22 protein-coding genes and 1 pseudogene are annotated in these 23036 nt (G+C 72.5%); 13 read left to right on the top strand and 10 right to left on the bottom strand.

Annotated features, from left to right (window positions below; all coding sequences use genetic code 11):
- The first annotated feature begins 38 nt into the window (after positions 1–38).
- Positions 39–788 (top strand): VOC family protein, encoded by a 750-nt coding sequence (locus tag HKK72_RS20505; protein WP_187236013.1) that lies wholly within the window; start codon positions 39–41, stop codon positions 786–788.
- 142 nt (positions 789–930) lie between these two features.
- The gene (glyA, locus tag HKK72_RS20500) at positions 931–2256 is read left to right on the top strand and encodes a serine hydroxymethyltransferase (RefSeq protein ID WP_187236012.1); all 1326 of its coding nucleotides are present in this window, start codon (positions 931–933) and stop codon (positions 2254–2256) included.
- An 809-nt stretch (positions 2257–3065) separates the two neighbouring features.
- Here glyA and HKK72_RS20495 read toward each other — a convergent pair.
- From HKK72_RS20495 to HKK72_RS20480, 4 genes are all read right to left on the bottom strand, one after another.
- Positions 3066–4124, bottom strand: a complete 1059-nt coding sequence (locus HKK72_RS20495) for an NAD(P)H-dependent flavin oxidoreductase (RefSeq protein WP_187236011.1) — start codon at positions 4122–4124, stop codon at positions 3066–3068.
- Complete coding sequence (locus HKK72_RS20490; RefSeq protein WP_187236010.1) at positions 4121–4849, bottom strand: CoA-transferase subunit beta; 729 nt, start codon at positions 4847–4849, stop codon at positions 4121–4123. Before HKK72_RS20490 ends, HKK72_RS20495 begins: the two co-directional genes overlap by 4 nt.
- Positions 4846–5712: a CoA transferase subunit A gene (locus HKK72_RS20485; RefSeq protein WP_187236009.1), complete on the bottom strand. Its 867-nt coding sequence runs from the start codon at positions 5710–5712 to the stop codon at positions 4846–4848. The genes HKK72_RS20490 and HKK72_RS20485 overlap by 4 nt, the downstream gene beginning before the upstream one ends.
- 124 nt (positions 5713–5836) lie before the next feature.
- The gene (locus HKK72_RS20480) at positions 5837–6598 is read right to left on the bottom strand and encodes an enoyl-CoA hydratase family protein (RefSeq protein ID WP_187236008.1); all 762 of its coding nucleotides are present in this window, start codon (positions 6596–6598) and stop codon (positions 5837–5839) included.
- A 68-nt stretch (positions 6599–6666) separates the two neighbouring features.
- Between HKK72_RS20480 and HKK72_RS20475 the strand changes: the two genes are divergently transcribed.
- From HKK72_RS20475 to HKK72_RS20465, 3 genes are all read left to right on the top strand, one after another.
- Positions 6667–7476: an SDR family oxidoreductase gene (locus HKK72_RS20475; protein WP_315987353.1), complete on the top strand. Its 810-nt coding sequence runs from the start codon at positions 6667–6669 to the stop codon at positions 7474–7476.
- A gap of 72 nt (positions 7477–7548) precedes the next feature.
- A complete protein-coding gene (locus tag HKK72_RS20470; protein WP_187236006.1) occupies positions 7549–8451 on the top strand; it encodes an SDR family oxidoreductase in 903 nt (300 codons plus the stop codon).
- Between the two features lie 104 nt (positions 8452–8555).
- Positions 8556–9278 (top strand): GntR family transcriptional regulator, encoded by a 723-nt coding sequence (locus tag HKK72_RS20465; RefSeq protein WP_222720923.1) that lies wholly within the window; start codon positions 8556–8558, stop codon positions 9276–9278.
- 102 nt (positions 9279–9380) lie between these two features.
- On the opposite strand, the gene HKK72_RS20460 is transcribed toward HKK72_RS20465, so the two are convergent.
- From HKK72_RS20460 to HKK72_RS20450, 3 genes are all read right to left on the bottom strand, one after another.
- Positions 9381–10451 (bottom strand): hypothetical protein, encoded by a 1071-nt coding sequence (locus tag HKK72_RS20460; protein ID WP_187236005.1) that lies wholly within the window; start codon positions 10449–10451, stop codon positions 9381–9383.
- A gap of 104 nt (positions 10452–10555) precedes the next feature.
- Complete coding sequence (locus tag HKK72_RS20455; RefSeq protein WP_187236004.1) at positions 10556–11101, bottom strand: NUDIX domain-containing protein; 546 nt, start codon at positions 11099–11101, stop codon at positions 10556–10558.
- Positions 11098–12330 carry an MFS transporter gene (locus tag HKK72_RS20450; RefSeq protein ID WP_315987352.1) on the bottom strand — a complete coding sequence of 411 codons (1233 nt, stop codon included), beginning with the start codon at positions 12328–12330 and terminating at the stop codon, positions 11098–11100. Before HKK72_RS20450 ends, HKK72_RS20455 begins: the two co-directional genes overlap by 4 nt.
- Positions 12331–12451: 121 nt before the next feature.
- On the opposite strand from HKK72_RS20450, the gene HKK72_RS20445 reads away from it, so the two are divergent.
- The 8 genes from HKK72_RS20445 (at position 12452) to HKK72_RS20410 (ending at position 19602) form a co-directional block, all read left to right on the top strand.
- Positions 12452–13108, top strand: a complete 657-nt coding sequence (locus HKK72_RS20445; protein WP_261987004.1) for a hypothetical protein — start codon at positions 12452–12454, stop codon at positions 13106–13108.
- A gap of 176 nt (positions 13109–13284) precedes the next feature.
- A complete protein-coding gene (locus tag HKK72_RS20440; RefSeq protein ID WP_187236002.1) occupies positions 13285–13521 on the top strand; it encodes a hypothetical protein in 237 nt (78 codons plus the stop codon).
- Positions 13518–14651, top strand: a complete 1134-nt coding sequence (locus HKK72_RS20435; protein ID WP_187236001.1) for an AAA family ATPase — start codon at positions 13518–13520, stop codon at positions 14649–14651. The genes HKK72_RS20440 and HKK72_RS20435 overlap by 4 nt, the downstream gene beginning before the upstream one ends.
- Complete coding sequence (locus tag HKK72_RS20430; protein ID WP_187236000.1) at positions 14648–15610, top strand: DUF58 domain-containing protein; 963 nt, start codon at positions 14648–14650, stop codon at positions 15608–15610. The genes HKK72_RS20435 and HKK72_RS20430 overlap by 4 nt, the downstream gene beginning before the upstream one ends.
- On the top strand, positions 15607–16554 hold the full coding sequence (locus HKK72_RS20425) for a VWA domain-containing protein (RefSeq protein ID WP_187235999.1): 948 nt from the start codon (positions 15607–15609) through the stop codon (positions 16552–16554). Before HKK72_RS20430 ends, HKK72_RS20425 begins: the two co-directional genes overlap by 4 nt.
- 9 nt (positions 16555–16563) lie before the next feature.
- A complete protein-coding gene (locus tag HKK72_RS20420) occupies positions 16564–17583 on the top strand; it encodes a S1C family serine protease (RefSeq protein WP_187235998.1) in 1020 nt (339 codons plus the stop codon).
- A gap of 37 nt (positions 17584–17620) precedes the next feature.
- Positions 17621–18328: a response regulator transcription factor gene (locus tag HKK72_RS20415; protein WP_187235997.1), complete on the top strand. Its 708-nt coding sequence runs from the start codon at positions 17621–17623 to the stop codon at positions 18326–18328.
- Positions 18325–19602: a sensor histidine kinase gene (locus HKK72_RS20410; protein ID WP_187235996.1), complete on the top strand. Its 1278-nt coding sequence runs from the start codon at positions 18325–18327 to the stop codon at positions 19600–19602. The genes HKK72_RS20415 and HKK72_RS20410 overlap by 4 nt, the downstream gene beginning before the upstream one ends.
- Positions 19603–19674: 72 nt before the next feature.
- On the opposite strand, the gene HKK72_RS20405 is transcribed toward HKK72_RS20410, so the two are convergent.
- The 3 genes and pseudogenes from HKK72_RS20405 to HKK72_RS20395 form a co-directional block, all read right to left on the bottom strand.
- Positions 19675–20517, bottom strand: a complete 843-nt coding sequence (locus HKK72_RS20405; protein WP_187235995.1) for an endonuclease/exonuclease/phosphatase family protein — start codon at positions 20515–20517, stop codon at positions 19675–19677.
- A 323-nt stretch (positions 20518–20840) separates the two neighbouring features.
- On the bottom strand, positions 20841–22043 hold the full coding sequence (locus tag HKK72_RS20400; protein ID WP_261987003.1) for an amidohydrolase: 1203 nt from the start codon (positions 22041–22043) through the stop codon (positions 20841–20843).
- A gap of 229 nt (positions 22044–22272) precedes the next feature.
- Positions 22273–23036 (bottom strand): annotated as a pseudogene (locus tag HKK72_RS20395) (hypothetical protein); the annotation flags it as partial.

The raw sequence follows: 23036 nt of genomic DNA, 5'->3' as shown, positions 1-23036 counted from the left end.
CGTGACCGACCATTCGGACGGATCTGTCAGGAGCACACATGATCACGGAAAGTCACCCGGCCGGCGCGCCCGCCTGGGTCGAGATCGCGGTTCCCGACGTCGCCGAGGCCCGGGAGTTCTACGGTTCCCTGTTCGGCTGGGAGTTCGAGGGGGGTTCGCCCGCGGCCGGTGGCTACACCACGTGCCTGCTCCACGGAGAGCCCGTCGCGGGCATCACCGGCACCGGCGACGGCCCGGCCCGTCGATGGACCACCTTCTTCGCGACCGACGACGCCGACGCCACCGCTCGGCGCATCACCGAGGCGGGCGGCTCGCTCGTCCTGGCTCCCCGGGAGGTCGCCGACCAGGGCCGCGTGGCGCTGGGCGAGGACCCCGCGGGCGTCCTGTTCGCCGTCTGGCAGGGCCGCGAGCACCAGGGCGCCCGGATCGTGGCCGAACCCGGTGCGATGGCCTGGCACGAGCTCGGCACCGCCGACCCCGCCATGGCGGTGCGGTTCTACGGCGCGGTCCTCGACCGCCCGGTCCGGTCCATGGGGATCGCGGGCTTCGACTATTGGACCGTGCTGGCCGGTGAGGACAGTGTGGCGGGCATCTGGAGCGAGCCGAGAGCACCGCGCCAGTGGATGACCTACTTCTCCGTCGACGACGCAGACGAGGCCGCGCGCCGGGTCACCGCGGCGGGCGGACGGGTGCTGCGCGGGCCGATCGACTCGCCGCAGGGCAGGGTCGCCGTCGTCGCCGACCCGTTCGACGCCCTCCTGGCCGTGATCAGGCTGCCGGGGGAATAGCCGGCCTCGACGGCGCTCGCCCGGTCGTGGACGACCTGCGCGCCGAATATCCCCAAGACCATCCCTAGCGGCTGTCTCGTCCGGTCTCGTACTGTTTGACTTGCTTGGGGAGATCATCGAGCGGATCACAGTGGGGTGAGGAATGAGCCAGGAGCCGCAGAGCATCGCGCCGTGGGCATCGCCGGTGGCGCGCGCCCGCATCGCCGAAGTGGCGGCCGGTCTGACCGACCTGTCGCTCGCCGGGGTGACCGGCACCGTGCGGCGTGCGCTCGGCGACCATGCCCGGCGGTTCGACGACGAGGGCATCGTCCTGTACGCGGGCACCAACGTCATGAGCACCACGGCGCAGCGTGTCAGCGAGCCCCTCGTCGGCGCGCGGCCCAGCATGGGCTGGCCCGGCGAGAAGTACCAGACCGGCCTCGATCATCTCGACATTCTCGAGGTCCTCGCCCCGACGCTCGTGGCCCGGCTGGTCGAGGCCCGCTTCGCGGAGGTGCGCAGCCAGAGCGCGACGTTCGCCAACCTCGCCGTCTACACCGCTCTCGCCGTGCCGGGCGACACGATCGCCGTCCTGCCGCAACGGGCCGGTGGGCACACCAGCCACCACGCCATCGGCGCCCCGGGCGTGCGCGGGCTGCGCGTGGTCGACCTGCCCTACGACATCGGCGCCTTCGACGTGGACCTCGACGCCCTGCCGGAGTTCCTCGAGCGGGAACGACCTCGTGTCGTGGTCATCGGCGCGAGCCTGCTGCTGTTCCCGCACCGGGTCGCGGCGATCCGCGAGATCACCGAGGCGGCCGGCGCGGTGCTCGTCTACGACGCCTCGCACATGGCCGGGCTCGTCGCGGCCGGGCGCTTCCAGCGGCCCCTGTCCGAGGGCGCGCGGCTGCTGACGTTCTCCACGTACAAGTCCTTCGGCGGCCCGCCCGGCGGAGTGATCGCCACCAACGACGCCGACCTCGCGGAACGGGTCTCGACCGCGGTCTTCCCCGGGCTGACCGCCAACTACGACGCGGGGCGGCTGGCCCCGCTCGCCGTCACGGCGGCCGAGATCCTGCAGGACGGCGGGGCCTACGCCGACCGGTGCGTCGCCAACGCCCAGGCCTTCGCGGCGGCGCTGCACGACGAGGGATTCACGGTGGCGGGAGCCGACCGCGGCTTCACCGAGTCGCACCACGTGGCCGTGGACGCGCACCTGCTAGGCGGCGGTCCCGCCGCCGCGGCCAAGCTGGCCGCCGCGGGCATCTATCTCAGCGCCGTGGGGCTGCCGTGGCAGAGCGACGACGACCCCGCCGGCGATCGGGGCCTGCGGATCGGCACCCAGGAGGTCACCCGGCGCGGGTTCGGCCCGGACGAGCTGCGGCAGACCGCCGCGTGGATGGCCGACGTGCTGCTGCGCGACGCGGATCCGGACGCGATCCGCAAGTCCGCCGCCGACCTCCGAGCCCGCCTGACCCCGACCAAGTAGCGGGCCCGTGCTGGGGGCCATGAGTCAGTGGGAAGGATTTTCGACGTTGGGGCGCTCAAGATCCTTCCCGTTGTCCTCGGCGACGGCTGAGCACCGCACAGCCGGGGCCGCAAGGCCGCGGGTTCCCTGCCCAGCCGTTGCGCTTCAGGACACGGGCCAGCTGAGCGGCGACCTCGCAGGGTCTCTCGGTGGGCGATCCGTCCGGCCGTGGTGCGACGGCTGCCGCAGGCCTGTGCGATCCACCCCATGGCGTCGTCCAGCGTCGAGGCGTCCTGGGTCAGATCGATGACCGTCTCCTCGATCCGGGTCCGGGCCGGCTCACGCACCGGATGACGGGCCTCGGCCACTCGTCGTGAATAGTGGACGCGGATCCTCGGGGGTGCGGCCAACCGGCGCGTGCGCGGTACGGTCACATGGATGACGCGACCGGGCCTGTCGATGAGCCCGTCGAGCTCGGCGGCCGTCTCGTGACTGAACATCGCATCCGGACCGCACCGCAGCAACGCCGCCCAGAGCCAGGAGGCGCGGCTGATCGGCCCGCTGTAGGTGACGTAGACGCCGGCGTACGGCCGTTGCCATTGGCCGCTGCTCACTCGGGCGCGTGACCACGAGTCGGTCAGTCCGCAGCCGAGCGCCTGCGCCCGGGCGACGACCCCGGCCTGCCGCGAGCGGAGTTCGTCGAGCATGTTCGAAATCCTGCCGTCGGCGTGCGGCCCGCGAGAAGAGGCGTCGGGACATGTGGATAAGTCCCGGGGCGTCAAGCGCCGGCCTTGAACTGCCGGCCGGCATGGGGCCGGCCGTGTCGGAGCTCAGTCGTCGTGCAGTGCGGCGAGGGTGTCGAGGGTGGCCGCGGCGTCCCGCATGATGCGGGTGATGAGCTCCTCGCACGATGGCAGGTCGTCGAGGAGGCCGACGACCTGGCCGGAGGCCATGACGCCGAGGTCGGTGCGGCCGTCGACCATGGCGGCCTTGAGCAGCATCGGGGTGTTGGCCGCCATGAGAACCTGCGCCCAGGTCAGCTCCCTGGCGCGTCTCATGCGCCGGCCCTCGCGGATCATCTCGCCCCAGGACAGGCCGGACAGCCTCTTGAACCGCGCCCCGTTGCGCGACGCCCGCAACAGGCCGCGCAGCCGGCCCGCCGACTCCAGCGACGACACGAGCTCCGAGGACAGCACGCGGTGGGGGACGCCGTCGACCTTGGTGGTCACGACGGTGTCGCGGACGGACTTGCCGAGGTAGACCCGCTTCACCTCCTCCGCCACCGGGGAGTCGGAGGTCAGCAGGAAGCGGGTGCCCATCGCGATGCCCGCCGCGCCGTACGCCAGGGCTGCGACGAGACCGCGGCCGTCGAAGAAGCCGCCTGCGGCGATCACCGGAATGTCGACGGCCGCGACCACGTCGGGGAGCAGCAGCGTGGTGGGCACCGGGCCGGTGTGGCCGCCGCCCTCGCCGCCCTGCACGACGACGGCGTCCGCGCCCCAGGACGCGACCTTCTCCGCGTGCCTCCTCGCGCCCACGGACGGGATCGTGACGACGCCCGCGTCCTTGAGCCTCGCGATCAGTTCCCGGTCGGGTGCGAGCGCGAAGGACGCCACCCGCACGCCCTCTTTGATCATGATGTCGACCCGGTCGGCGGCGTCGGCGGCGTCGGAGCGGATGTTCACCCCGAAGGGCGCGTCCGTGCGCTCCTTGACCTCCCGGATGGCACCGCGCATCTGCTCCACGGACATGGTCGACGCCGCGACGATGCCGAGCCCGCCGGCCTTCGACGTGGCGGCGGCGAGTCGCGCGCCGGCGACGTAGCCCATGCCGGTCTGCACCACCGGATACCGGGCGCCTGTGAGCTCGGTCAGGGCCGTACGGATCATGTACGCACCTCGCGGTCACGGAGGCCGCCCGGGTCGAGCACCTCCCGGATGATCCGCAGCTCCTCTTCGGTGGGCTGCCTGCTCTCGGGCACCTCGCCCTCGATGACCAGGTCGAAACCGGTGCGGTCGACGACCTCGTCCACCGTCACGCCCGGGTGCACCGAGCGCAGCCGCATGCCGCGGTCGGGAGTGGCGAAGTCGAGGACCGCGAGGTCGGTGACCACCACCCGGATCTCGTGCGCGCCGCGGTCCCAGCCGAGGCCGCTCACCATGTCGACCCGGTCGACGAAGACCCGGGGGGAGTGTCTCGGGATCCAGTAGCTCGTGGTGTTGCAGTGGGTGTTCCCCGGCGCGCCGCGCGCTCCGAGCAACTGTGCCTTGGGCCTGGCCCAGTCGCCGATGCAGGAGATGTTGCTGCTGCCGTGACGGTCCATCTGGCTCGCGCCCAGCATGACGTGCCGCCTGCCGTTCAGCACCAGCCACAGGTGGTCGCGGAACGGCAGCCAGCCCTCGACCTCCCGCGGGGTCTCGCCGAGCGGGGGCACGTCGCCGGTCAGCAGGCAGACGCCGTCGTGGGTGATGAGGTCCGGTTCGAAGGTGAGCCGGGCCAGCCGGGCGCCGAGCACGGTGACCGCGCCGCCGATGCCCGCCGCGAGGATCTCGCCGTCGCCGCGGAACGCCTCGGCGCAGGCGACCGCGCAGACCTCGGCCCTGGTCGCCGTCATCGGGACGCCTCCTCATGCCAGTGCCGTACGGCGTCCTGGTAGGCACGCTCGTCGCCGCTCAGGAACCGGTCACGGAACTCCGCCCAGCCCGAGGGGTCGGCGGCCGCCTGGACGTACAGCCGCTGGAAGGCCTCGTCGCGCTCTGTGTCGGGCTCGCACGTCGTGGGATGCGCGCCGTTCGGGGTCTCCACGACGCCCGTCACGTGCGCCCGGCTGACGAGCAGGCTCTGCACCGGTCCCTCCTTGAGCAGTTCCGCCGTGTCGACGACACGCTCGCAGCTGACATAGGCGCGACTCGCGGCCTTGCAGTAGAGGTCGTCGAAGTAGGGGTCCGGGCCGAGGTACTGCCCGTTGCCCCGGTGGTCCGCCCGGTTCAGGTGCACCAGCGCGACGTCCATCGTCAGCGGTGGCACCGCGACGAGCTCCTCTCCGCCGTAGGGCGACCGCACCGTCTTGAGTTCGGGGTTCACGCGCAGCACGTCCGACCCGAGCCCGGCATAGGTGGGCAGGAACGGCAGCCGGTGCGCGGCGGCCAGCAGCCCGAACATGAACATGCCCTCGTCGTACTCCGTGAACTCCATCGACCCGTCCTGGCGAGCCCTTCGGAAATGCGGTTCCAGCGGAATGGAGTCGAGCGTGACGAAGGGCGCGACGAGCCGGCGCACCTTGCCGTACGCGCACAGCAGACCCACGTCGGCGCCGCCGTACGACACGACGGTCAGGTCGGTGAGCTCAGAGCGGCAGATCGCCCGGACCAGGGCCATCGGCTTGCGGCGTGAACCCCAGCCGCCGATGCCGATCGTCATGCCGCTCTCCAGCGACCCGACGACCTCCTCGGCCGAAAGCAGTTTGTTCGTGTTCATCGGCTCGCTCCGCTCGCCTGCTCTCGGGCGCCTTGACGCGGCGGCTTCCCTCGTCGCTCCCGAGCGCTCGTTCCTCGCACTCGCTCGCTCCTCCGTCCGGCCACCACTAGCTCGCTAGCCGTCATCAGGCCTCCGGTCCGGCGGTCTCTTCGCCGAGGAAGGCGTCGCGGTGCGCGTCGCCGGCTCCGGACAGGTTGAGCTCGAACGTGAAGCCCTGCTCGAAGCGGTAGCTGCGCTTCACATCGACCGGGTCGATGCCGTTGAGCGACTCCTTGGCGCACCTGATGACGTACGGGTCCTTCGCGGCGATCTGCGCGGCCACGCCGAGGGCGGCGTCCCTGAGCCGGTCGCGCGGCACGACCTCGAGCACCGATCCGTAGTGATGGAGTTGCCCGGCCGTCGCCGTCCGGCAGGTGTAGACCATCGCCCGCATCAGGTGCTGCGGGACCAACCGGGCGAGGTGCGTCGCCGCCCCGAGCGCGCCGCGGTCGACCTCGGGCAGCCCGAAGGTCGCATCGTCGCAGGCCACGATGATGTCGGCGTTGCCCACCAGGCCGATGCCGCCGCCCAGGCAGAAGCCCTGCACGGCCGCGATCACGGGGACCTCGCACTCGTACACGGCGGCGAACGCGGCGGAGCAGCCCCGGTTCGCGCCGATCAGAGCATCGAAGCCGGAGGTGCGCTGCATCTCCTTGATGTCGACGCCGGCGCTGAAGCCGCGGCCCTCGGCGCGGAGTACGACCACCCGGGTCTGCGGGTCGGCCCCCGCCGAGCGGAGCGCGTCGGCGAGTTCGTACCAGCCGCGGACGGTGAGGGCGTTGACCGGCGGTACGTCGATGACGACCTCGGCCACCCCGGGAGCGGCCATCTGGCGCGTGATGCCCATGCCCACCTCGATACCTAACGCTTGCTTGGTAACGTAGCATGATGGCGGGTAGACGATCAGGGAGGACCGTGGCGATCTCCTATGACTACGGCGGCCGGACGGTGCTCGTCACCGGAGGGACGAAGGGCATCGGAGCGGGTGTCGCCTCGGCCTTTCTCGCGGCCGGCGCCGACGTGGTGGTGTGCGCCAGGCGGCCGCCGGACCGCCCGCCCTCCGCGGGAGGTCGTGCGGCATGGTTCGTGCAGGCGGACGTGCGCGACGCCCACCAGGTCGAGAGCCTGATCGACGCCGTCGCGGAGCGGTACGGCCGGTTGGACGCGGTCGTCAACAACGCGGGCGGCTCCCCGTACGTGCCGGCCGCCGACGCCTCGCCGGGTTTCCACGCCAAAGTGATCGAGCTCAACCTGGTCGCGCCGCTGCACGTGTCGCAACGGGCCCACCAGGTCATGCGGACCCAGGACGACGGCGGCGCGATCGTGATGGTCGGCAGTGTCAGCGGTGTCCGGCCGTCGCCGGGTACGGCCGCCTACGGTGCCGCGAAGGCGGGTCTGCACCACCTGGCCGCCTGCCTCGCGGCCGAATGGGCGCCGAAGGTCCGGGTCAACAGCGTCGTGGTGGGGCTGGCCGACACCGGCGCGGCCGGCGAGCACTACGGCGGCGCGGGCACCCTCGCCCAGGTGGGTGCGACGGTCCCGGCCAGACGGCTCGCCGAGCCTGCCGACGTGGCGGCCGCCTGCCTGTTCCTCGGGGCGCCGGAGGCCGCGTACATCACCGGCTCGACGCTGACCGTCGACGGTGGCGGAGAACGACCGGCCTGGTCGCACGTCGTCGCCGAGGCCGTCGCCCACAAGACCGCCCGCACCGCTTCGCCGCCTTGATCCGGCGGTCTCCGTCCGTGGAGGCTCGCGGGATCAGGGCGGCGAAGCGGGAGGTGCAGTGAAGGAGGCACGATGAGCTTGATGGCGGACCGGGTTGTGATCGTCACGGGCGGCGGCCGGGGGATCGGGCGCGAGCACGCGCTGGAGTTCGCCCGGCAGGGCGCGCGGGTCGTCGTCAACGACCTGGGCGTCGAGCCGGACGGCGGCGGCGGTACCCGTGCGGTGGCCGAGTCGGTCGCGGCGGAGATCCGGGCCTCGGGCGGAGAGGCGGTCGCGAATGCCGACGACGTCGCCGACTGGGATGGGGCGGCCGCACTCGTACAGGCCGCGATCTACGCCTTCGGGTCGCTCGACGTGCTCGTCAACAACGCCGGCTTCGTACGCGACCGGATGATCGTCTCCATGGGTGAGCAGGAGTGGGACGACGTCATACGCGTCCACCTCAAGGGCCACTTCGCGCCGCTGCGGCACGCCGCCGCGTACTGGAGGGAGCGCTCGAAGCGTGGGCAGGACGTCGACGCCCGGGTCATCAACACCTCCTCGGGCGCGGGACTGCTGGGCAGCGTCGGGCAGGGCAACTACGGTGCGGCCAAGGCCGGCATCGCGGCGATGACGCTCATCGCGGCCGCGGAGCTGGCCCGCTACGGCGTCACGGTGAACGCCATCGCCCCCGCCGCCCGGACCCGCATGACCGAGCAGGTCTTCACCGGCGCGATGGCCAGGCCGGACGCCGGCTTCGACGCCATGCACCCGGCGAACGTGTCGCCGCTGGTCGTCTGGCTGGGCAGCGCCGGGTCGGGGCATGTCACCGGCCGGACGTTCGAGGTCGAGGGAGGGGTCATCGGGCTGGCGACGGGATGGCGGCACGGACCGCGCGTCGACAAGCAGGCGCGCTGGGAGCCGTCGGAGGTCGGAAAGGCCGTCGACGAGCTGCTCACCGAGGCTCCTGCCCCCGAGCGGGTCTATGGGGCGTAGAGAGCCATGTCGGCTGAGTTGTCGTATTCGGGTTGAACAGACGTGCGCAGATCGTCAAGCTGTACCGATCGAGTCGCACTGACTTGCCGGATGCGAGGACCCCCGTGAGCAGACCCACGTATCTGCGCATCGCCGACGACCTTCGCCACCGGATCCAGGAGGGCGAGCTGGCTCCTGGAGAGCGAGTGCCCTCCCGCACGCAACTGTCACGCCGCTACACGGTGTCGGACCGGGTCGCCGTCGAGGCCGTCAAAGTCCTGATGAACGAGGGCCTGGTGGAGGGCCGTCCGGGCTCGGGCACCTACGTGCGCCGCCGCCCCGAGGCTCGGCGCCTGCACCACGAGCCGCCCGGCGCCTCGCCGCCCGTCGCGCTGAACGGTGCCAGGCGGGCGACGTCGGCGGAGGCGACCGCACCGGCGCCGATCGCCGAGCGGCTCGGGGTCGACGCCGGAGCCGACGTCATGCGCACCGACTACCTGTTCTTCGACGACGAGGAGCCCATCGTGCTGGCCACCTCGTGGGAGCCCCTGGCGCTCACCCGGGACACCGCGGTCATGTGGCCGGAGCAGGGGCCGTTCGCGAGCCAGGGCCCGGTGTGCCGAATGGCCTCCATCGGCGTCACCGTGACCCGCACCACCGAGACCGTCTCGGCCCGCCCGGCGCTCGAGGAGGAGTCGCGGCGACTGGACCTGCCGAGGAGCGCGGTCGTCATCGTCCTGCGCCGGACGTGTCTGGCCGGAGAGCGGCCGGTCGAGACGGCGGAGTTCGTTCTCTCGGCCGAACGGCATGAACTCTCGCAGGAGTTCGAGATCGGCGAGACCCGCTAGATCGGCCAGACCGGCGAGGTCGGCGCGACCGGGAGGCCGGCGTCGCGGAGGCCGAGGCGCAGCTGGACGGAGCCGTCTCGGGCCGGGGCCGGTGAGGTCATGTCACGGAGCGGCCGGGGGCAGTTCGGTGCCGGCGTCGGCGGCGTCGGCGAGCCGGCTGCGCAAGGTGCGTACGAGCTCGTCGCTCTGGTCGGTGAGCCGCTCGATGGCCGGCAGCGCGAGATCCTCCCGGACGGCGTCGGCGAGTAGTTCGTCGTACTCCGCGGCATGTGCCGAAAGCGTGTCGAGGTGCCGGTGCGCGCGAAACGCCTCGTCGGCGGCCCTGGTACGTTCCGCGTAGCGCTCCAGCGCCTCGATCCGCCGGGTCACCGCCTGTACCGACAGGTCCAGCTTCTCGCGCAGCGGCCGGATGGCCGCCTCGACCTCCGGCAGCGTCGTTGCCGACGTGAGGAACGCCTGCTGCTCGCCGCGCAGCTTCGCCTGCCGGGCGAGCACCTGCGCGATCTCCCACTCCTGCCGGGGCAGGGTCACGGCGTTGTCGACGGTGTCGAGCAGGCCCTCTTTGTTGACGTCCGACTCCTGTACGGCGTCGATCGCGCCCTGCGCCCGCGCGAGCAGCGTCCGGCCCTCCTCGTCGAAGTCGTCCGGGGTCACGTAACGGTCCCGGCGCAGCTTCAGCGCACGCGCCCGGCGCAGGTCGTCGCTGAGGTGCCGCCCGGTGAGCACGATGATGGCCAGCGGGATCAGGCTGAGCCCCCAGGCTCCGCCGAACGCGATACCGAGCACGCACAGCAGGGGGATGGCCAACGGAGCCATCCGATGCAGGACCCCGTGCCGGGCGACGAGCGCGTCGAGTTCGGGCCTCAGACCGGGATCGGCCACGGGGCGAGCTTCCGCCGGACGGCGTCCGTCGGCGGCCGACGATGAGCCGATGAATCTCCAGTAGGTCGAGACATGAGTCTCGAACGCGAAGTCGTCGGCTCTGATCTCGACCTCGGTCGGGCCGATCGGCAGGGGCCACGAGCCGATCGGTTCGCCGCCGCCCGGCCCGGCGAACCGGACCCACCAGCCGCCCTTGCCGTCGTCACAGCGATACCGGCCAGGGGCGATGTCGATTCCGACGAAGAACGTGCCGGTCCCCGGAATGGTGTGCCTGCCGACACCGCTGGCCACTGCGCGACCTCCGACCAGAGGAGTTCCCAATCGCCCTCACCAGTGAGACGAGTACCGAGCGGTACAAGTTGCCACCTACCCACATGAGGTCGTAGGAAGTCGTCTCAGCGCGGACCTGTCCGGACTTCCTCGTGCAGCCGCAACAGCATGTAGGCGGCGATGGTCGGAGAGTCGGTGATCTCACCGCCACGGATCATCTCTTCCACTTCGTCGCGGCCGAACCGGTGCTGTGTCATGCCCTGCTCGGTGTGCTCCCTGGCGGTCGGGCCGGCCGTCAGCTCCGTGGCGAGGAAGGCGTCGCACTCCTGGCTGCTGATCCCGGGCGCCAGCGCCAGCCGGCCGAGCCTGTGCAGCGTTCCGGCCCGCAGGCCCGTCTCCTCGGCGAGCTCGGCGCGCGCCAGCTCCTCGGCCGGCGTCTGCCGCTCGTCCGGCCAGGTGCCCTGCGGGAACTCCCAGGACCGCCGGCCGAGCGGGTAACGGAACTGCTCGATGAGATGAAAGCCGTCGCCCTCCATAGGGATGATCAACGCCGCCGTGGGTTTGTCGATCACGGTGTAGATGCCCGCGGAACCGTCGGGCAGCCGGATCCGGTCCTCCCGCAGGGAGATCCAGCGGTTCTTGTACACCACGGTGGTAGCGGTCTGAATCATTCGACCACTGTGGCAGGCGTGGCCGCCCTGATCGTGCGGGCCCGGCCGGCCATCATGCCGGGAAGACCCTCGAGGAGCGCGATGGCGATCAGGATGGCGATCGGAACGGTCCAGCCGTTCGACACGTCGTGCAGGAGCCCGACGGCGAACGGGCCGACGGCCGCGATGAGGTAGCCGACGCCCTGGGCCATGCCCGACAGGCGGGCGGCGACCCGGGCGTCCCCGGACCGCAGGCCGATGAAGGCGAGGGCCAGGGCGAAGCCCGCGCCCTGGCCGAGGCCGAGCACGACCGCGTTGAGCCAGATCAGCCCGACGGGCGCCCAGGCGACGCCGGCGAGGCCGACGGCCGTGAACGCGACGACCGCGAGGACGAGTGGCCGCTGGTCGCGCAGGTGCCGATCGATGGCGGGCACCAAGAGCGATCCGGTCGCCTGCACGAGACATGAGACGGCGAGCACCAGACCCGCGCTGCCCTGACTCAGCCCGCGGTCCTGGCACAGGGTGGGAAGCCAGGCGAAGACCACGTAGGCCAGCAGTGACTGCAGGCCCATGAAGGCGGTGATCTGCCAGGCCAGCCGGTCACGCCAGAGGGAGGCCGCCGTCGTGCCTTGGGCGATGGGCTTGCGCGCGGCGCGCCGGGCCCGTGGCAGCCAGGCGAGCCCCGCGATCAGGGCGGGGGCGGCGAGGACGCCCAGCGGCAGCCGCCAGCCCGAGTCGGCCACCTCCTGGATCGGCACCATGATTCCCGACGAGGCGGCCGCTCCGAGCGTTACCGCGGTCGTGTACACCGCCGTCACGAACGTGACCGACTCGGGCTGATCCCGCTTGAACAGCGCCGGTGCCGCGACGTTGCCGACACTGATCGCCAATCCCACCAGCAGCGCCCCGGCGAAGAGCGTGAGCTGCCATGGGCCGATGCGCACGAAGATTCCGACGATCAGCAGTGCCATGCTTCCCGCGAGCAGGACCTCCTCGCGGACCCGGCGGGTCAACGCGGGGGCGATCAACCCGAAGAACCCGAAGCACAGCACCGGCAGCGTCGTGAGCGCCCCGGCGGCCGCGCTGGAGAGGCCGAGGTCTTCTCGGATGTCGCCGAGCAACGGCGCCACGCCCGTGACCGCCGGCCGCAGGTTGAGCGCGATCAATACGATGAGCAGCAGCGACCGGCCGTGCCGGAGCAGAAAAGTGGGCGGGGATGCCGTGATCACCTTGGGGGTGGGTGTGGTCACGAGTGAAGACCTCCGATTGCTTATCGGTCGCCAGGGTTTCATGCCGCCACGGGCGGGTCGTCGGCGCCTATCCGCTGGTGGAAGACTCGTAGGCCACGCCGCCGGTGCCACAGGGAGTTCGATGTACGACGATCATGACCCTCCGTGGGCGATGCAGCTCGCCGTGCACGCCGAGAAGGCGGCGCCGCCGGCGCACAGCACCGTGTGCGCGACCGCCGCGATGGCCGTCGTGCGCCTGCTCACCGATCCCCGCGCGACGGGTGGTGAGTGGCGCGAGCCGGTGAGCCGGTGGGAGTCCGGCCGGATCCGGAAGGTCGCGCGGCGTGCGCGAGGAGCGCGCTGGCAGGCCGTGCAGGAGCTTCCCGGCGTGACGGTCGACCACGCGGGCGCCCAGGCGCGGGCTTTCCTGCCGGGCCCGGTCACCGAGGTGCCGCCCGAGCTGGCCAAGCTGCAGGTCGCCGGGCTCGACCTGGCCGATGACGAGGAGCCGAAGCCGCCTCCCGGGCGGCCGTATGCGGCCATCGCGCTCAATCCGCACGTCGCGATGAGCACCGGCAAGGCCGCCGCGCAGTCCGGGCACGCCGCCCATCTGCTGTTGCGCCGGTCGGCGGCGGCGACCCGGGCGGCATGGCTCGACGCCGGTCTCACCGTCCATCTCCTGCGGGACGTGCCGTGGGAGGAGTGTGTCGAGCGCGCCACCGTGGCCGTACGGGACGCCGGGTTCACCGAGGTGCCGCCCGGCACGATGACCGCCGTCGCCTGGATCGTGTCGCCGTGACCGCCGCCGGCCCCGGACGACTTCGGGGACATCCCGCGGCAGGTCGCCGCTGAGGGCCCGAGCCGGACGGCCTCCGTGGCCGCGAGCCGAGTCCTTAAGCCCGCTTTCGGTGTCTCTTGCTGTGATCGTGCGTACCGGCACAGAGCCGGGGCGAACCCAGTGAAGGGAAGCGGAGCATGGCACTCAGCAGGCGCGTCAAGATCACGTTGGCCGGAGCGGGAGTGGCCGGAGCGGCGTTGGTCACCGCCGGCGGCACGGCCTTCGCAGCCGACCCCGACGGCGGGCGTACGGAACTGCAGATCGTCGATCACTATGAATCCGGCACGTGGGTCCCGGCGAGATCCGCGACGGGCCCGCATGAGGACTGCCCCGACCGGGCGTCCTCGGCCGCCCAGGCGGCGGACACGCGATGAGCGAGCCCGACGCCGCCCGGGCCGGCGCGCCCTCGGGCGGGCCGCACGCGCAGGCCCGGGGCCCGGACGACCCGTCCGCCGAGACCGCGTTGCTCGAGCGGGCGGTGTTCGAGGTCAAGCGGGTCATCGTCGGGCAGGACCGCATGGTCGAGCGGTTGATGGTCGCCGTGCTCTCCGGCGGGCACTGCCTGCTGGAGGGCGTGCCGGGTGTCGCCAAGACCCTCGGCGCCGAGACCCTCGCGACGGTGGTCGGCGGGTCGTTCGCGCGGATCCAGTTCACCCCCGACCTGGTGCCCTCGGACATCGTGGGCACCCGCATCTACCGCCCGTCGACGGAGAGCTTCGACGTCGAACCGGGCCCGGTGATGGCCAACATCGTGCTGGCCGACGAGATCAACCGGGCGCCCGCCAAGGTTCAGTCGGCGCTGCTGGAGGTGATGGCGGAGCGGAAGATCAGCATCGGCGGCCGCACCTTCACGGTACCGGAGCCGTTCCTCGTGCTGGCGACGCAGAACCCCATCGAGTCCGAGGGGGTCTACCAACTCCCCGAGGCACAGCGCGATCGCTTCCTGATGAAGATCGACGTCGGTTATCCGACGGAATCCGAGGAACTGGCGATCCTCTACCGGATGAGCGTCGATCCGCCGGCGCCGTCCGTGCTGCTCGACGCGGAGCGGCTGATCGCGCTGCGGCGCGCGGCCGAGCGGGTGTTCGTGCATGACGCCATCGCGCGCTATACCGTCCGGCTGATCGCGGCCACCCGTGACCCGGCCGGCTACGGGATCGCGGACGTGGCCCGGCTGATCTCCTACGGGGCCAGCCCGCGGGCCACTCTCGGGCTGGTCGCCGCGGCCCGCTCGCTGGCCCTGCTGCGCGGCCGCGACTACGTGCTGCCGGCCGACGTACGCGACCTCGCCGGCGATGTGATCGCGCATCGCCTGGTGCTGTCGTTCGACGCGCTCGCCGACGGGGTGCCCGCGAGGTCCATCGTCGGCCAGATCGTCGCCGCCGTCCCGGTGCCGCGGGTCGCGCCGCGCGACGACGAGTCCCCGGACGTGGTCGCACCCGACGTGGAGTCACCCGTGGGACCGGCCGGCGACCGGCGGCCGTTCAGGGGAGCGGCCGCATGACAACGCCCGACCTGCGCGATCTGGCGCCCGAGCAGGCGCTGCGGCGGCTGGAGCTGACCATCGTGCGGCGGCTGTACGGGCTGCTGCAGGGCGACCACCTCGGCCTGGTGCCAGGTCCCGGCACCGAGGCCGCCGAAGGGCGCGAGTACGTGCCCGGCGACGACGTGCGGACCATGGACTGGAACCTCACCGCCCGAACGACGACACCGCACGTACGCGACCGCGTCGCCGACCGGGAACTGGAGACGTGGGCGCTCGTCGACGCGACCGCCAGCATGGACTTCGGCACCGGCCGGCTGGAGAAGCGCGATCTCGCGGTCGTCGCCGTGGCCGCGGTCGCGTTCCTCACCGAGCGCGCCGGCAACCGGATCGGCGCGCACATCCTGTGCGAGGGCGGGCCGCGCCACGTACCGGCACGCACCGGACGCCCGCATCTGCTCGGCCTGCTCCGTGCCCTGCTGGACGTGCCGCGTGCGGCGCCCGGCGGCCCCGCGGCCCCTTCGCTCGGAGCCGGCGCCGACGTGCTCGGCCGGACGACGGGGCGCCGGCGCGGGCTGACCGTCGTCGTGTCGGACTTCCTCGAACCGGTGGAGTCGTGGGACCGGCCGCTGAGGCTGCTGGCCCGGCGGCACCAGGTGCTGGCCGTCGAGGTCGTGGACCCGCGCGAGCTGACGCTGCCGGACGTCGGGCTGCTCACGGTCGTCGATCCCGAGTCGGGGCGGCGCCGGGAGATCCCGACGGCGGGCAGACGGCTGCGCGAGCGCTACGCGGCGGCCGCCGCCGAGCAGCGGACCGCCATCGAGGGGGCGCTGCGCCGGGCCGGGGCGGCACATCTGCGCCTGCGCACCGACGGGGATTGGATGCGCGACATCATCGCCCACGTCCTGACCAGCCGCAGGATGGCCGCGGCCGCGCCACCGCCCCCGTCCCCGATGACCGGTGCGGGGGAGCGGCGATGAGCTTCCTCGCGCCCGGGCGGCTGTTCCTGCTCGCGGCCCTGCTCGCGCTGGCCGCCGTGTACGTCGCCCTGCAGTTGCGGCGCGGCAGGTACGCGGTCAGGTTCACCAACCTGGCTCTGCTGGAGAAGGTCGCGCCGTTGCGTCCGGGATGGCGCCGGCACGCTCCGGCGGCCGCGTTCCTGCTCATGATGGGCCTGTTCGTGACCGGCTTCGCCCGCCCCGCCACCGACGTACGGGTCCCGCGCGAGCAGGCGACCATCATGGTGGCGGTCGACGTGTCGACCTCCATGGAGGCGACCGACGTGGAGCCGAGCCGGCTGGCCGCGGCCAAACTGGCCGCCCGCGCGTTCGTGAACTCGCTGCCCGACCGCTTCAACGTGGGTCTGGTCGCCTTCTCGGGCAGCGCGGCGGTGACCGTCGCGCCGACCACCGACCGGCGGGCCATGCTCGCCGGGATCGACGGGCTCACGCTCGGCCCGCGTACCGCGATCGGAGAGGGCGTCTTCACCTCGCTGCAGGCGATCACGGACTTCGGCGTGCAGTTCGGAGAGAGCGCACCACCCGGACGCGTCGTGCTGCTGTCGGACGGAACCAACACCGCCGGCCGCAGCCCCGAGGTCGCCGCCGAGCGGGCGGCGCAGACGCGCATCCCCGTCTCGACCATCGCCTACGGCACCGCCGAAGGCGTGATCTACCAGAACGGGACACCGGTCGCGGTGCCGGTCGACGGCCCCGCGCTGGAACGGCTCGCGCAGGACACCGGCGGGCGGTTCTACGAGGCCGCCACCGGCGCCGAGCTGCGCCAGGTCTACGAGGACATCGGCAGCAGCGTCGGCTACCGCACCGAGCGACGCGAGATCTGGGCGTGGTTCATCGGCGGCGGCCTGCTCCTCGCCTGCGTCGCGGCGGCCGGGTCACTTCTCTGGTTCTCCCGCATCCCCTAAGGAGTGTTGATGAGCGACGCAATCGCGCTCGGCGGAGCCGAGACGGGATCGCCGGAGAGCAGACCGCTCGAGACCGGGCGGCGCCCGCACGGGCCGGCCCGTGCCGACGCCAGGTTGGGTCTCGGCGAACCGCGCGGCCCGGACTTCCTGCCCGCCCGGCCGGGCCCTGCGGGAGCGTTCCGCGGATCGGGCGTCGGGGCGTTCGCGCCGGTGCCGCCCGCCCCGTGGGCTTCGCCGGAACAGGCCACCGGGGCCCGTCCCGGCGGGACGCGTCCGACCGGGGTCGGGCAGGGCGGGCGGGTCGTCCTCGTCGCGGTGCTGGCCGCGGCGCTGACCGGGGGAGTGGCCGGGATCACCGGGGCCGCCCTGACCTCGGACCGGGCGCTCGCGCCGCCGGCGCGGTCGGCGGCCGGGCCCGCGAACGGGCCGGGAGACCTCAGCGATGTCGCGGCTCGCGTGCAGCCGAGCGTCGTCTCCCTCGAGGTCCGCGCGACCAACTCGCGCGGGACCGGGTCCGGTTTCGTCATCGATCGCGTCGGCCACGTGCTCACCAACGCCCACGTCGTGGAGGGCGGCGGAGACGTGACCGTCGTGCTCTCCGACCGGCGGCGGCTGCCGGGCCAGGTCGTGGGCACCGATCCCGCCCACGACATCGCCGTGGTGTCCGTCGACGCCGGGCAGAGCCCGCCGCCGCTGGTCTTCGGCCGTTCGGCGGACGTAAGGGTCGGCGACCCCGTGCTGGCGATCGGCTCGCCGCTCGGCCTGGCCGGGACCGTGACCGGCGGCATCGTGAGCGCGATGAACCGGGAGGTGCGGCTGGGCGGGGGTGAGCGGCAGACCGCGCTGCAGACCGACGCGTCCATCAATCCCGGCAACTCCGGCGGGCCACTGGTCAACGCGCGGGGTGAGGTGGTCGGGGTCAACACGGCCATCGCGACACTGAGCCGGGGCGGTTCCGGCTCCATCGGCATCGGGTTCGCGATCCCGGTGGACCGCGCAGTGGATCGCGCCCAGCAGCTCATCCGTTGACGGGTGAGAGCAGGTGTGGAAGAGGGAGGCTGAGCCGATGCGGGTACTGGTCGTCGAGGACGAAGAGGACCTCGTCGAGGCGCTGAGGTTCGGCCTGGTCCGCGCCGACTACGCGACCGACACGGCCTTCGACCTCGCGGAGGCGTCGCAAAAGCTCTACGTCACCTCGTACGACCTGATGATCCTGGATCTCAACCTGCCGGACGGCGACGGCACGGAACTCTGCGGCGCGATCCGCCGCGGAGAGCTGGCCGGCGAGACCGGGCCCGACCTGCGCATCCTGATGCTGACCGCGCGCGACCGGCTCGCCGACCGGGTGCGCGGTCTCGACGAGGGCGCCGACGACTACCTCGTCAAACCGTTCGCCTTCGCCGAGCTGCTGGCCCGCGTCAGGGCGCTGCTGCGCCGCGAGAGCGGTGGCGGCTCCGCCGTGTGGACGGTGGGCGAGCTGCGGCTCGACACGGCCCGGCACGAGGCCTACCGGGGTGGGCGACGGCTGCAGCTCAGCCCGAAGGAGTTCGCGGTGCTGCGGTACCTGATGAGCCGGCCCGGGCAGGTGGTGTCGACCGAGGACCTGCTCGAACACGTGTGGGACGAGAACGCCGATCCCTTCACCAACACGGTGCGGGTCACCATCGGGACGCTGCGCCGCAAGCTGAGCGACGGGGACGAGGAGCGGCTCATCGAGACCGTGGTGCGTCACGGCTACCGGCTCAAGGAGACGCCGGCCGGGGCCGGCCCATGATCCGCCGTCCACCGACGCCGGGGCGACCGCGGCTGCCGGGTTTCGCGCACTCGATCAGGTTCCGGCTCACCGTGCTCTATTCGACGCTGCTGTTCGCGCTGGCCGCCCTCGTGCTAGGAGGCATCTACCTCGTACTCGCCGAGCGCACCGACGCCGGCCCGATCACCACGCGGTACGCGAAGAACTTCCGGTACGAGTCCGACGGCACCAGGACCTATCTCGGCACGATCCCCGTGGCCGACGTCCGGCAGGTCGAGCGGGCGGTCAACTACGAGACGCAGCAGACCGTCAAGCACTACTCGCTCGGCATGCTGGGCGGGCTGTTCGTGGCGAGCCTCGGCATCGGCTGGGTGCTGTCGGGACGCGCGCTCAAACCGGTGCGCGCCATCGCCCGTACCGCGGAGGACATTCAGGCCACGGATCTGTCCCGGCGGATCCGGCTCGACGGGCCCAAGGACGAGCTGCGCTACCTCGCCGACACGATCGACTCCATGCTCGACCGGCTCGACACGGCCTTCGACGCGCAGCGCCGGCTCATCGACGACGCCTCACACGAACTGCGCAGCCCGCTGGCCATCATCAGGGCGAACCTCGACACGGTGCTCACGGCGCCGGACACCACCGACGAGGACCGCCGCCGGGCGGCGCTGGTGGTCGACCGGGCCACCACGCGGATGACGCGGCTGGTCGAGGATCTGCTGGCCACCGCGCGACGCTCCGCACCGGCGCTGCAGGACACCGACGTGGATCTCGCCGCGGTCGCCCGGGAGGCGGCCGAGGAGTTCGACTCGCTCGCGGCCGGCAGGGGCCTGACCATCGAGCGTGAACTCGGCACGGGCGCCGTCGTCATCGGCGACCACGACGCGTTGCGCCGGGCGGTGGGGAACCTGCTGTCCAACGCCGTACGGCTGGCGCCCGTCGGCACCCGGATCACCGTGGCCACCGGCGCGCACGAGGGCTGGCGGTGGATCGCCGTCAGGGACGGCGGCCCCGGCATCCCGGCCGACGACCAGGCTCGCGTGTTCGACCGGTTCTGGCGGGGACCCGCCGGGCGCCGCTCCAGGGAACGGCGCACCGGCCTGGGTCTGGCGATCGTCAGGCACATCGTGGAGGCCCACGCCGGGTACGTCCGGCTGTTCTCCGAGCCGGCCGTGGGCAGCACCTTCGTGCTGTGGCTGCCGTTGGCCGCGGCTGACGGAGGAACGTCCGAGCAGCCGCCCGGTCTTGACCCGCTCGGCGGCTCGGACGCGGGCGAGGTGCCGGGGCCGCGCTGAGAAGGGCCCTGGCAGGGGCCCTCCGCAGCGTCCGCCCCACGGCGGTCAGGGGCGGCTCTCGGCCGCCGTGATCTAACGGTCGCCGTGCCGCGAGCCCGGCAGCAGGACCTCGGCGATGACGGGCAGATGGTCGGAGGCCACGGGATCGCTGGTGACCACCGCCGCCGTGCGGGTGACCACCCTCGAGGACGTCAGAACGTAGTCGATCCGGCTCGTCGGATCCTCACTGTCGTAGGTGAGGCCGTCGCCGACACCGCCCTCCACCCACGAGTCGGCCATGTCGTCGGCGAGCGCGCGGATCTCCGGCTGCTCGGGGGTCGCGTTGAGATCTCCGAGGAGCACGAACGACTCCCGTGGTCGCCCGATCAGCGTCTTGATGGCCTGGGCCTGCTCCAGCCGCTCGGCCGCGTTGTCGTGCTGGAGGTGGGTGTTGTACACCTGCAGCGGGACCCCGCGCACCTTGACGCGCGCCCGCAGCAGGCCGCGCTGCTCGTGTCCCTCGTACTTCGGCAGGAACCGGTTGTCCGAATCGATGATCCGCGAACGCGACAGGATCGCCGTGCCGTACTGGCGCCGCGGTTCGCCCGGCGTCAGCGGATCGAGATCGAGGTTGGCGCCGTACACGACGTGCATGCGCAGCCGACGGGCCAGCCAGGACGCCTGGTCGACGAAGTCGCTGCGCTCCGACCAGTGCCGGTCGACCTCCTGGAGGCCGACCACGGCGGGATCCCCGCCATCGATCACCTCGGCGATGCGCCGCAGGTCCACGTTGCCGTCGGTGCCCTGGCCGTGGTGGATGTTGAAGGTCATGACCTTCAAGGCGCGCGGCTTCGCATCCGCCTCGGCGGGGGCGGTGAATCCGATCACGGCGGCGACGGCCATCACGAGGATTATCGGCGGGCTGGCGATGCGCATGGCGGCTCCCGGGGAGAGGGGGTTGGCGCCGCCAGGCTGACGCCACAGCATGTCGATCAAGAAAACGCCGAGCGAAGCCCGCGCATCGCGCGCGGGTCGGAGCGCTCACGCGCGGATCCGGCCGAGCCCGGCACGGGCACAACGGCGTGATCGCGGCGGGGGGGGTCTCTGGCGTGATCATGCAGTTGTGTCAGGGCGGGTCTTCGGCGGAGGGGGGCGGTGTCTCCGTGCGCATAACTGCATGATCACGGCGGGGAGGTCTCTGGCGTGATCATGCACTTGTGCGCGAGTGCGCACACCGGTCCGGCCTCGGCCGGGCCGGTTCAGGGGGCGAGGCGTCCGGACCGGGCTACCACGCGTCCGTCCTTCAGGACCAGGTCGCGCGCCGGCCGGGTGACGACCGCCTCGGCCGGGGTGGCCGCGTCGACGACCACGAGGTCGGCCGGCGCGCCCGGCGTCAGCCCGTAGGCCGGTAGCCCCAGCAGCCGCGCGCCGCCGTAGGTCGCCGCGTGCAGCGCCAGCTCGATGTCCTCGTCGCGACGGAACGTACTGCGGTAGGCCAGGTGCATGGCCCGATCGAGCATGTCACCGCTGCCGTACGGTCCCCACAGGTCCCGGATCCCGTCATGGCCGCAGGCCACGGTGACACCGGCCGCCCTCAGCCGCTTCACCGGCGGCACCGGGAAGCTGTAGACCGCCCCGGTCACCACGGCGACGCCCGCCTCGGCCAGCCGCACGGCCAGCCGCTCCTGGTCGGCCTCCCCGGCCTGGCCCAGCCCGTAGGCGTGGCTGACGGCCACCCGCCCGCCGAGCCCGGTGACCGCGGTGCGCTCGGCGATCAGTTCGAGCTGCCAGGTGCCCAGGGTGCCGCCGTCGTGCAGATGGATGTCGATCGCGGCCCCGTGGCGCTCGGCGAGCCCGAACACCACGTCCAGGTGCCGCACCGGGTCCCCGTCGATGCCGGCGGGATCGATCCCGCCGATCGTTCCCACGCCGCCCGCCAGGGCCTCTTCCAGCAGCTCTGCGGTCCCCGGGTTGGTGAGGATGCCGTACTGCGGGAAGGCCACCTGCTCGACCGTGACCCGGCCGTCCAGCCGGCGCGCGGCCGCCTCGACCGCCGCGACGCCTGACAGGCCCAGCGCCGGATCGATGTCGGTGTGGCTGCGCACGTGGGAGGTGCCCGAGGCGACCATCCGTTCCAGCAGGGCGGTGATGGCGTCCACGTCCGGTGTGCCCAGCTCGCCACGCAGCCTGCGCTCGGTGGCGATCCGGTCGGCCAGCGCGTCACCGGCCGGGTGCGGCACCCAGTCGCGGCCGTACAGGGTCTTGTCGAGATGGCAGTGCGCCTCGACCAGGCCCGGCAGCACCAGCCGGTCGGAGAGGTCGATCACCTCGGCGTCCGCTGCCTCGACGCCGGCCTCGATCCGCTCGATGACACCGGCGCGCACCAGGATGTCGGCCTCGTGTCCGGCCCCCCACGGCCGGGCCCCGCGCAACAGCAACTCGCTCATCGGCAACTCGCTCATTCGACCCCACACCTTCATGACGGCTTGACGATCGACGACACCCGCATTCGACCAGGCGATCCGCCACGGGGCGCGGCTAACCGGGAAAGATCCTGCTCGTGACGTTGACGAACGTGCCGGTGATGGCGGCGGTCCGGTCGCCGCGTCCGTACGCGGTTCTGATCACGTCCGCCTCGTCGGTCCGATCCGGAGGCGCTGCCCGTACGACCGTCGCGGAGCGGTCGTGGTCCTAGTGCGGACCCGGGTGGGGAGGGCTGCTCGGGGCGGCCTGCGCGGCGCCGCGCTGCCAGCGGTTCAGGGCCGCGAGCGCCATCTCCTGGGTACGGGTGAGGTTCCGCGGGGTCAGGTCGCCGCCCTGGTTTCGCGCGGGCGGGGCCGCCCCGCCGACCCGGACCTTCACGCTGAGGGTGTACGACACCACCAGCAGCACGGTCAGCACGAGCAGGTAGACGAGGTGCTCGAGCAGCCGGCCCATGAATCCGGCCCACAGGTCGAGGACACAGAACACGGCGAAGCCGGCCATCCATCCGAGCAACGCGGGCAGCATCCACACGTCCTTGCGGCGCAGCACGCCGCCGAGCACGGTGAGGGTCAGCAGCAGCTGGACGACCTTGACGAGGGCGAGCAGGGGAGTCGCGATCCCGGCGCCGACCCCCGCCGTCCGCGCGAGGTAGGCCACGATCTCGCGCTGGTGGTCGGACCAGCCGATCAGCGTGCCCAGCAGCCCGGTCAGGCCGTAGGCGACCAGGAACACCCCGATCAGGTAATGGTGGCGATGCCAGCCGGCGTGCCGGCCGACCGGCGCGGCCGGAGCGGGGAGGTCCGCCGGTACGGGTCCGGCGGGCGGTTCGGGACGGGCCGGAACGCGCTGTTCGGGCGAGCGCCGTGGCGCCGGTGGCGCGGGCAGCGGCAGATCCCGCCGGGTCTGATCGGCGGGCTCGGGCCGCTGCGGCCGGCCCGGACCGAGCGGAGCGGACGGCTCTGGAACGGGTG

Source organism: Actinomadura sp. HBU206391 (assembly GCF_014323665.1).
Taxonomy (GTDB): Bacteria; Actinomycetota; Actinomycetes; order Streptosporangiales; family Streptosporangiaceae; genus Actinomadura_C.
This window is presented reverse-complemented; position numbering and strand designations above follow the sequence as displayed.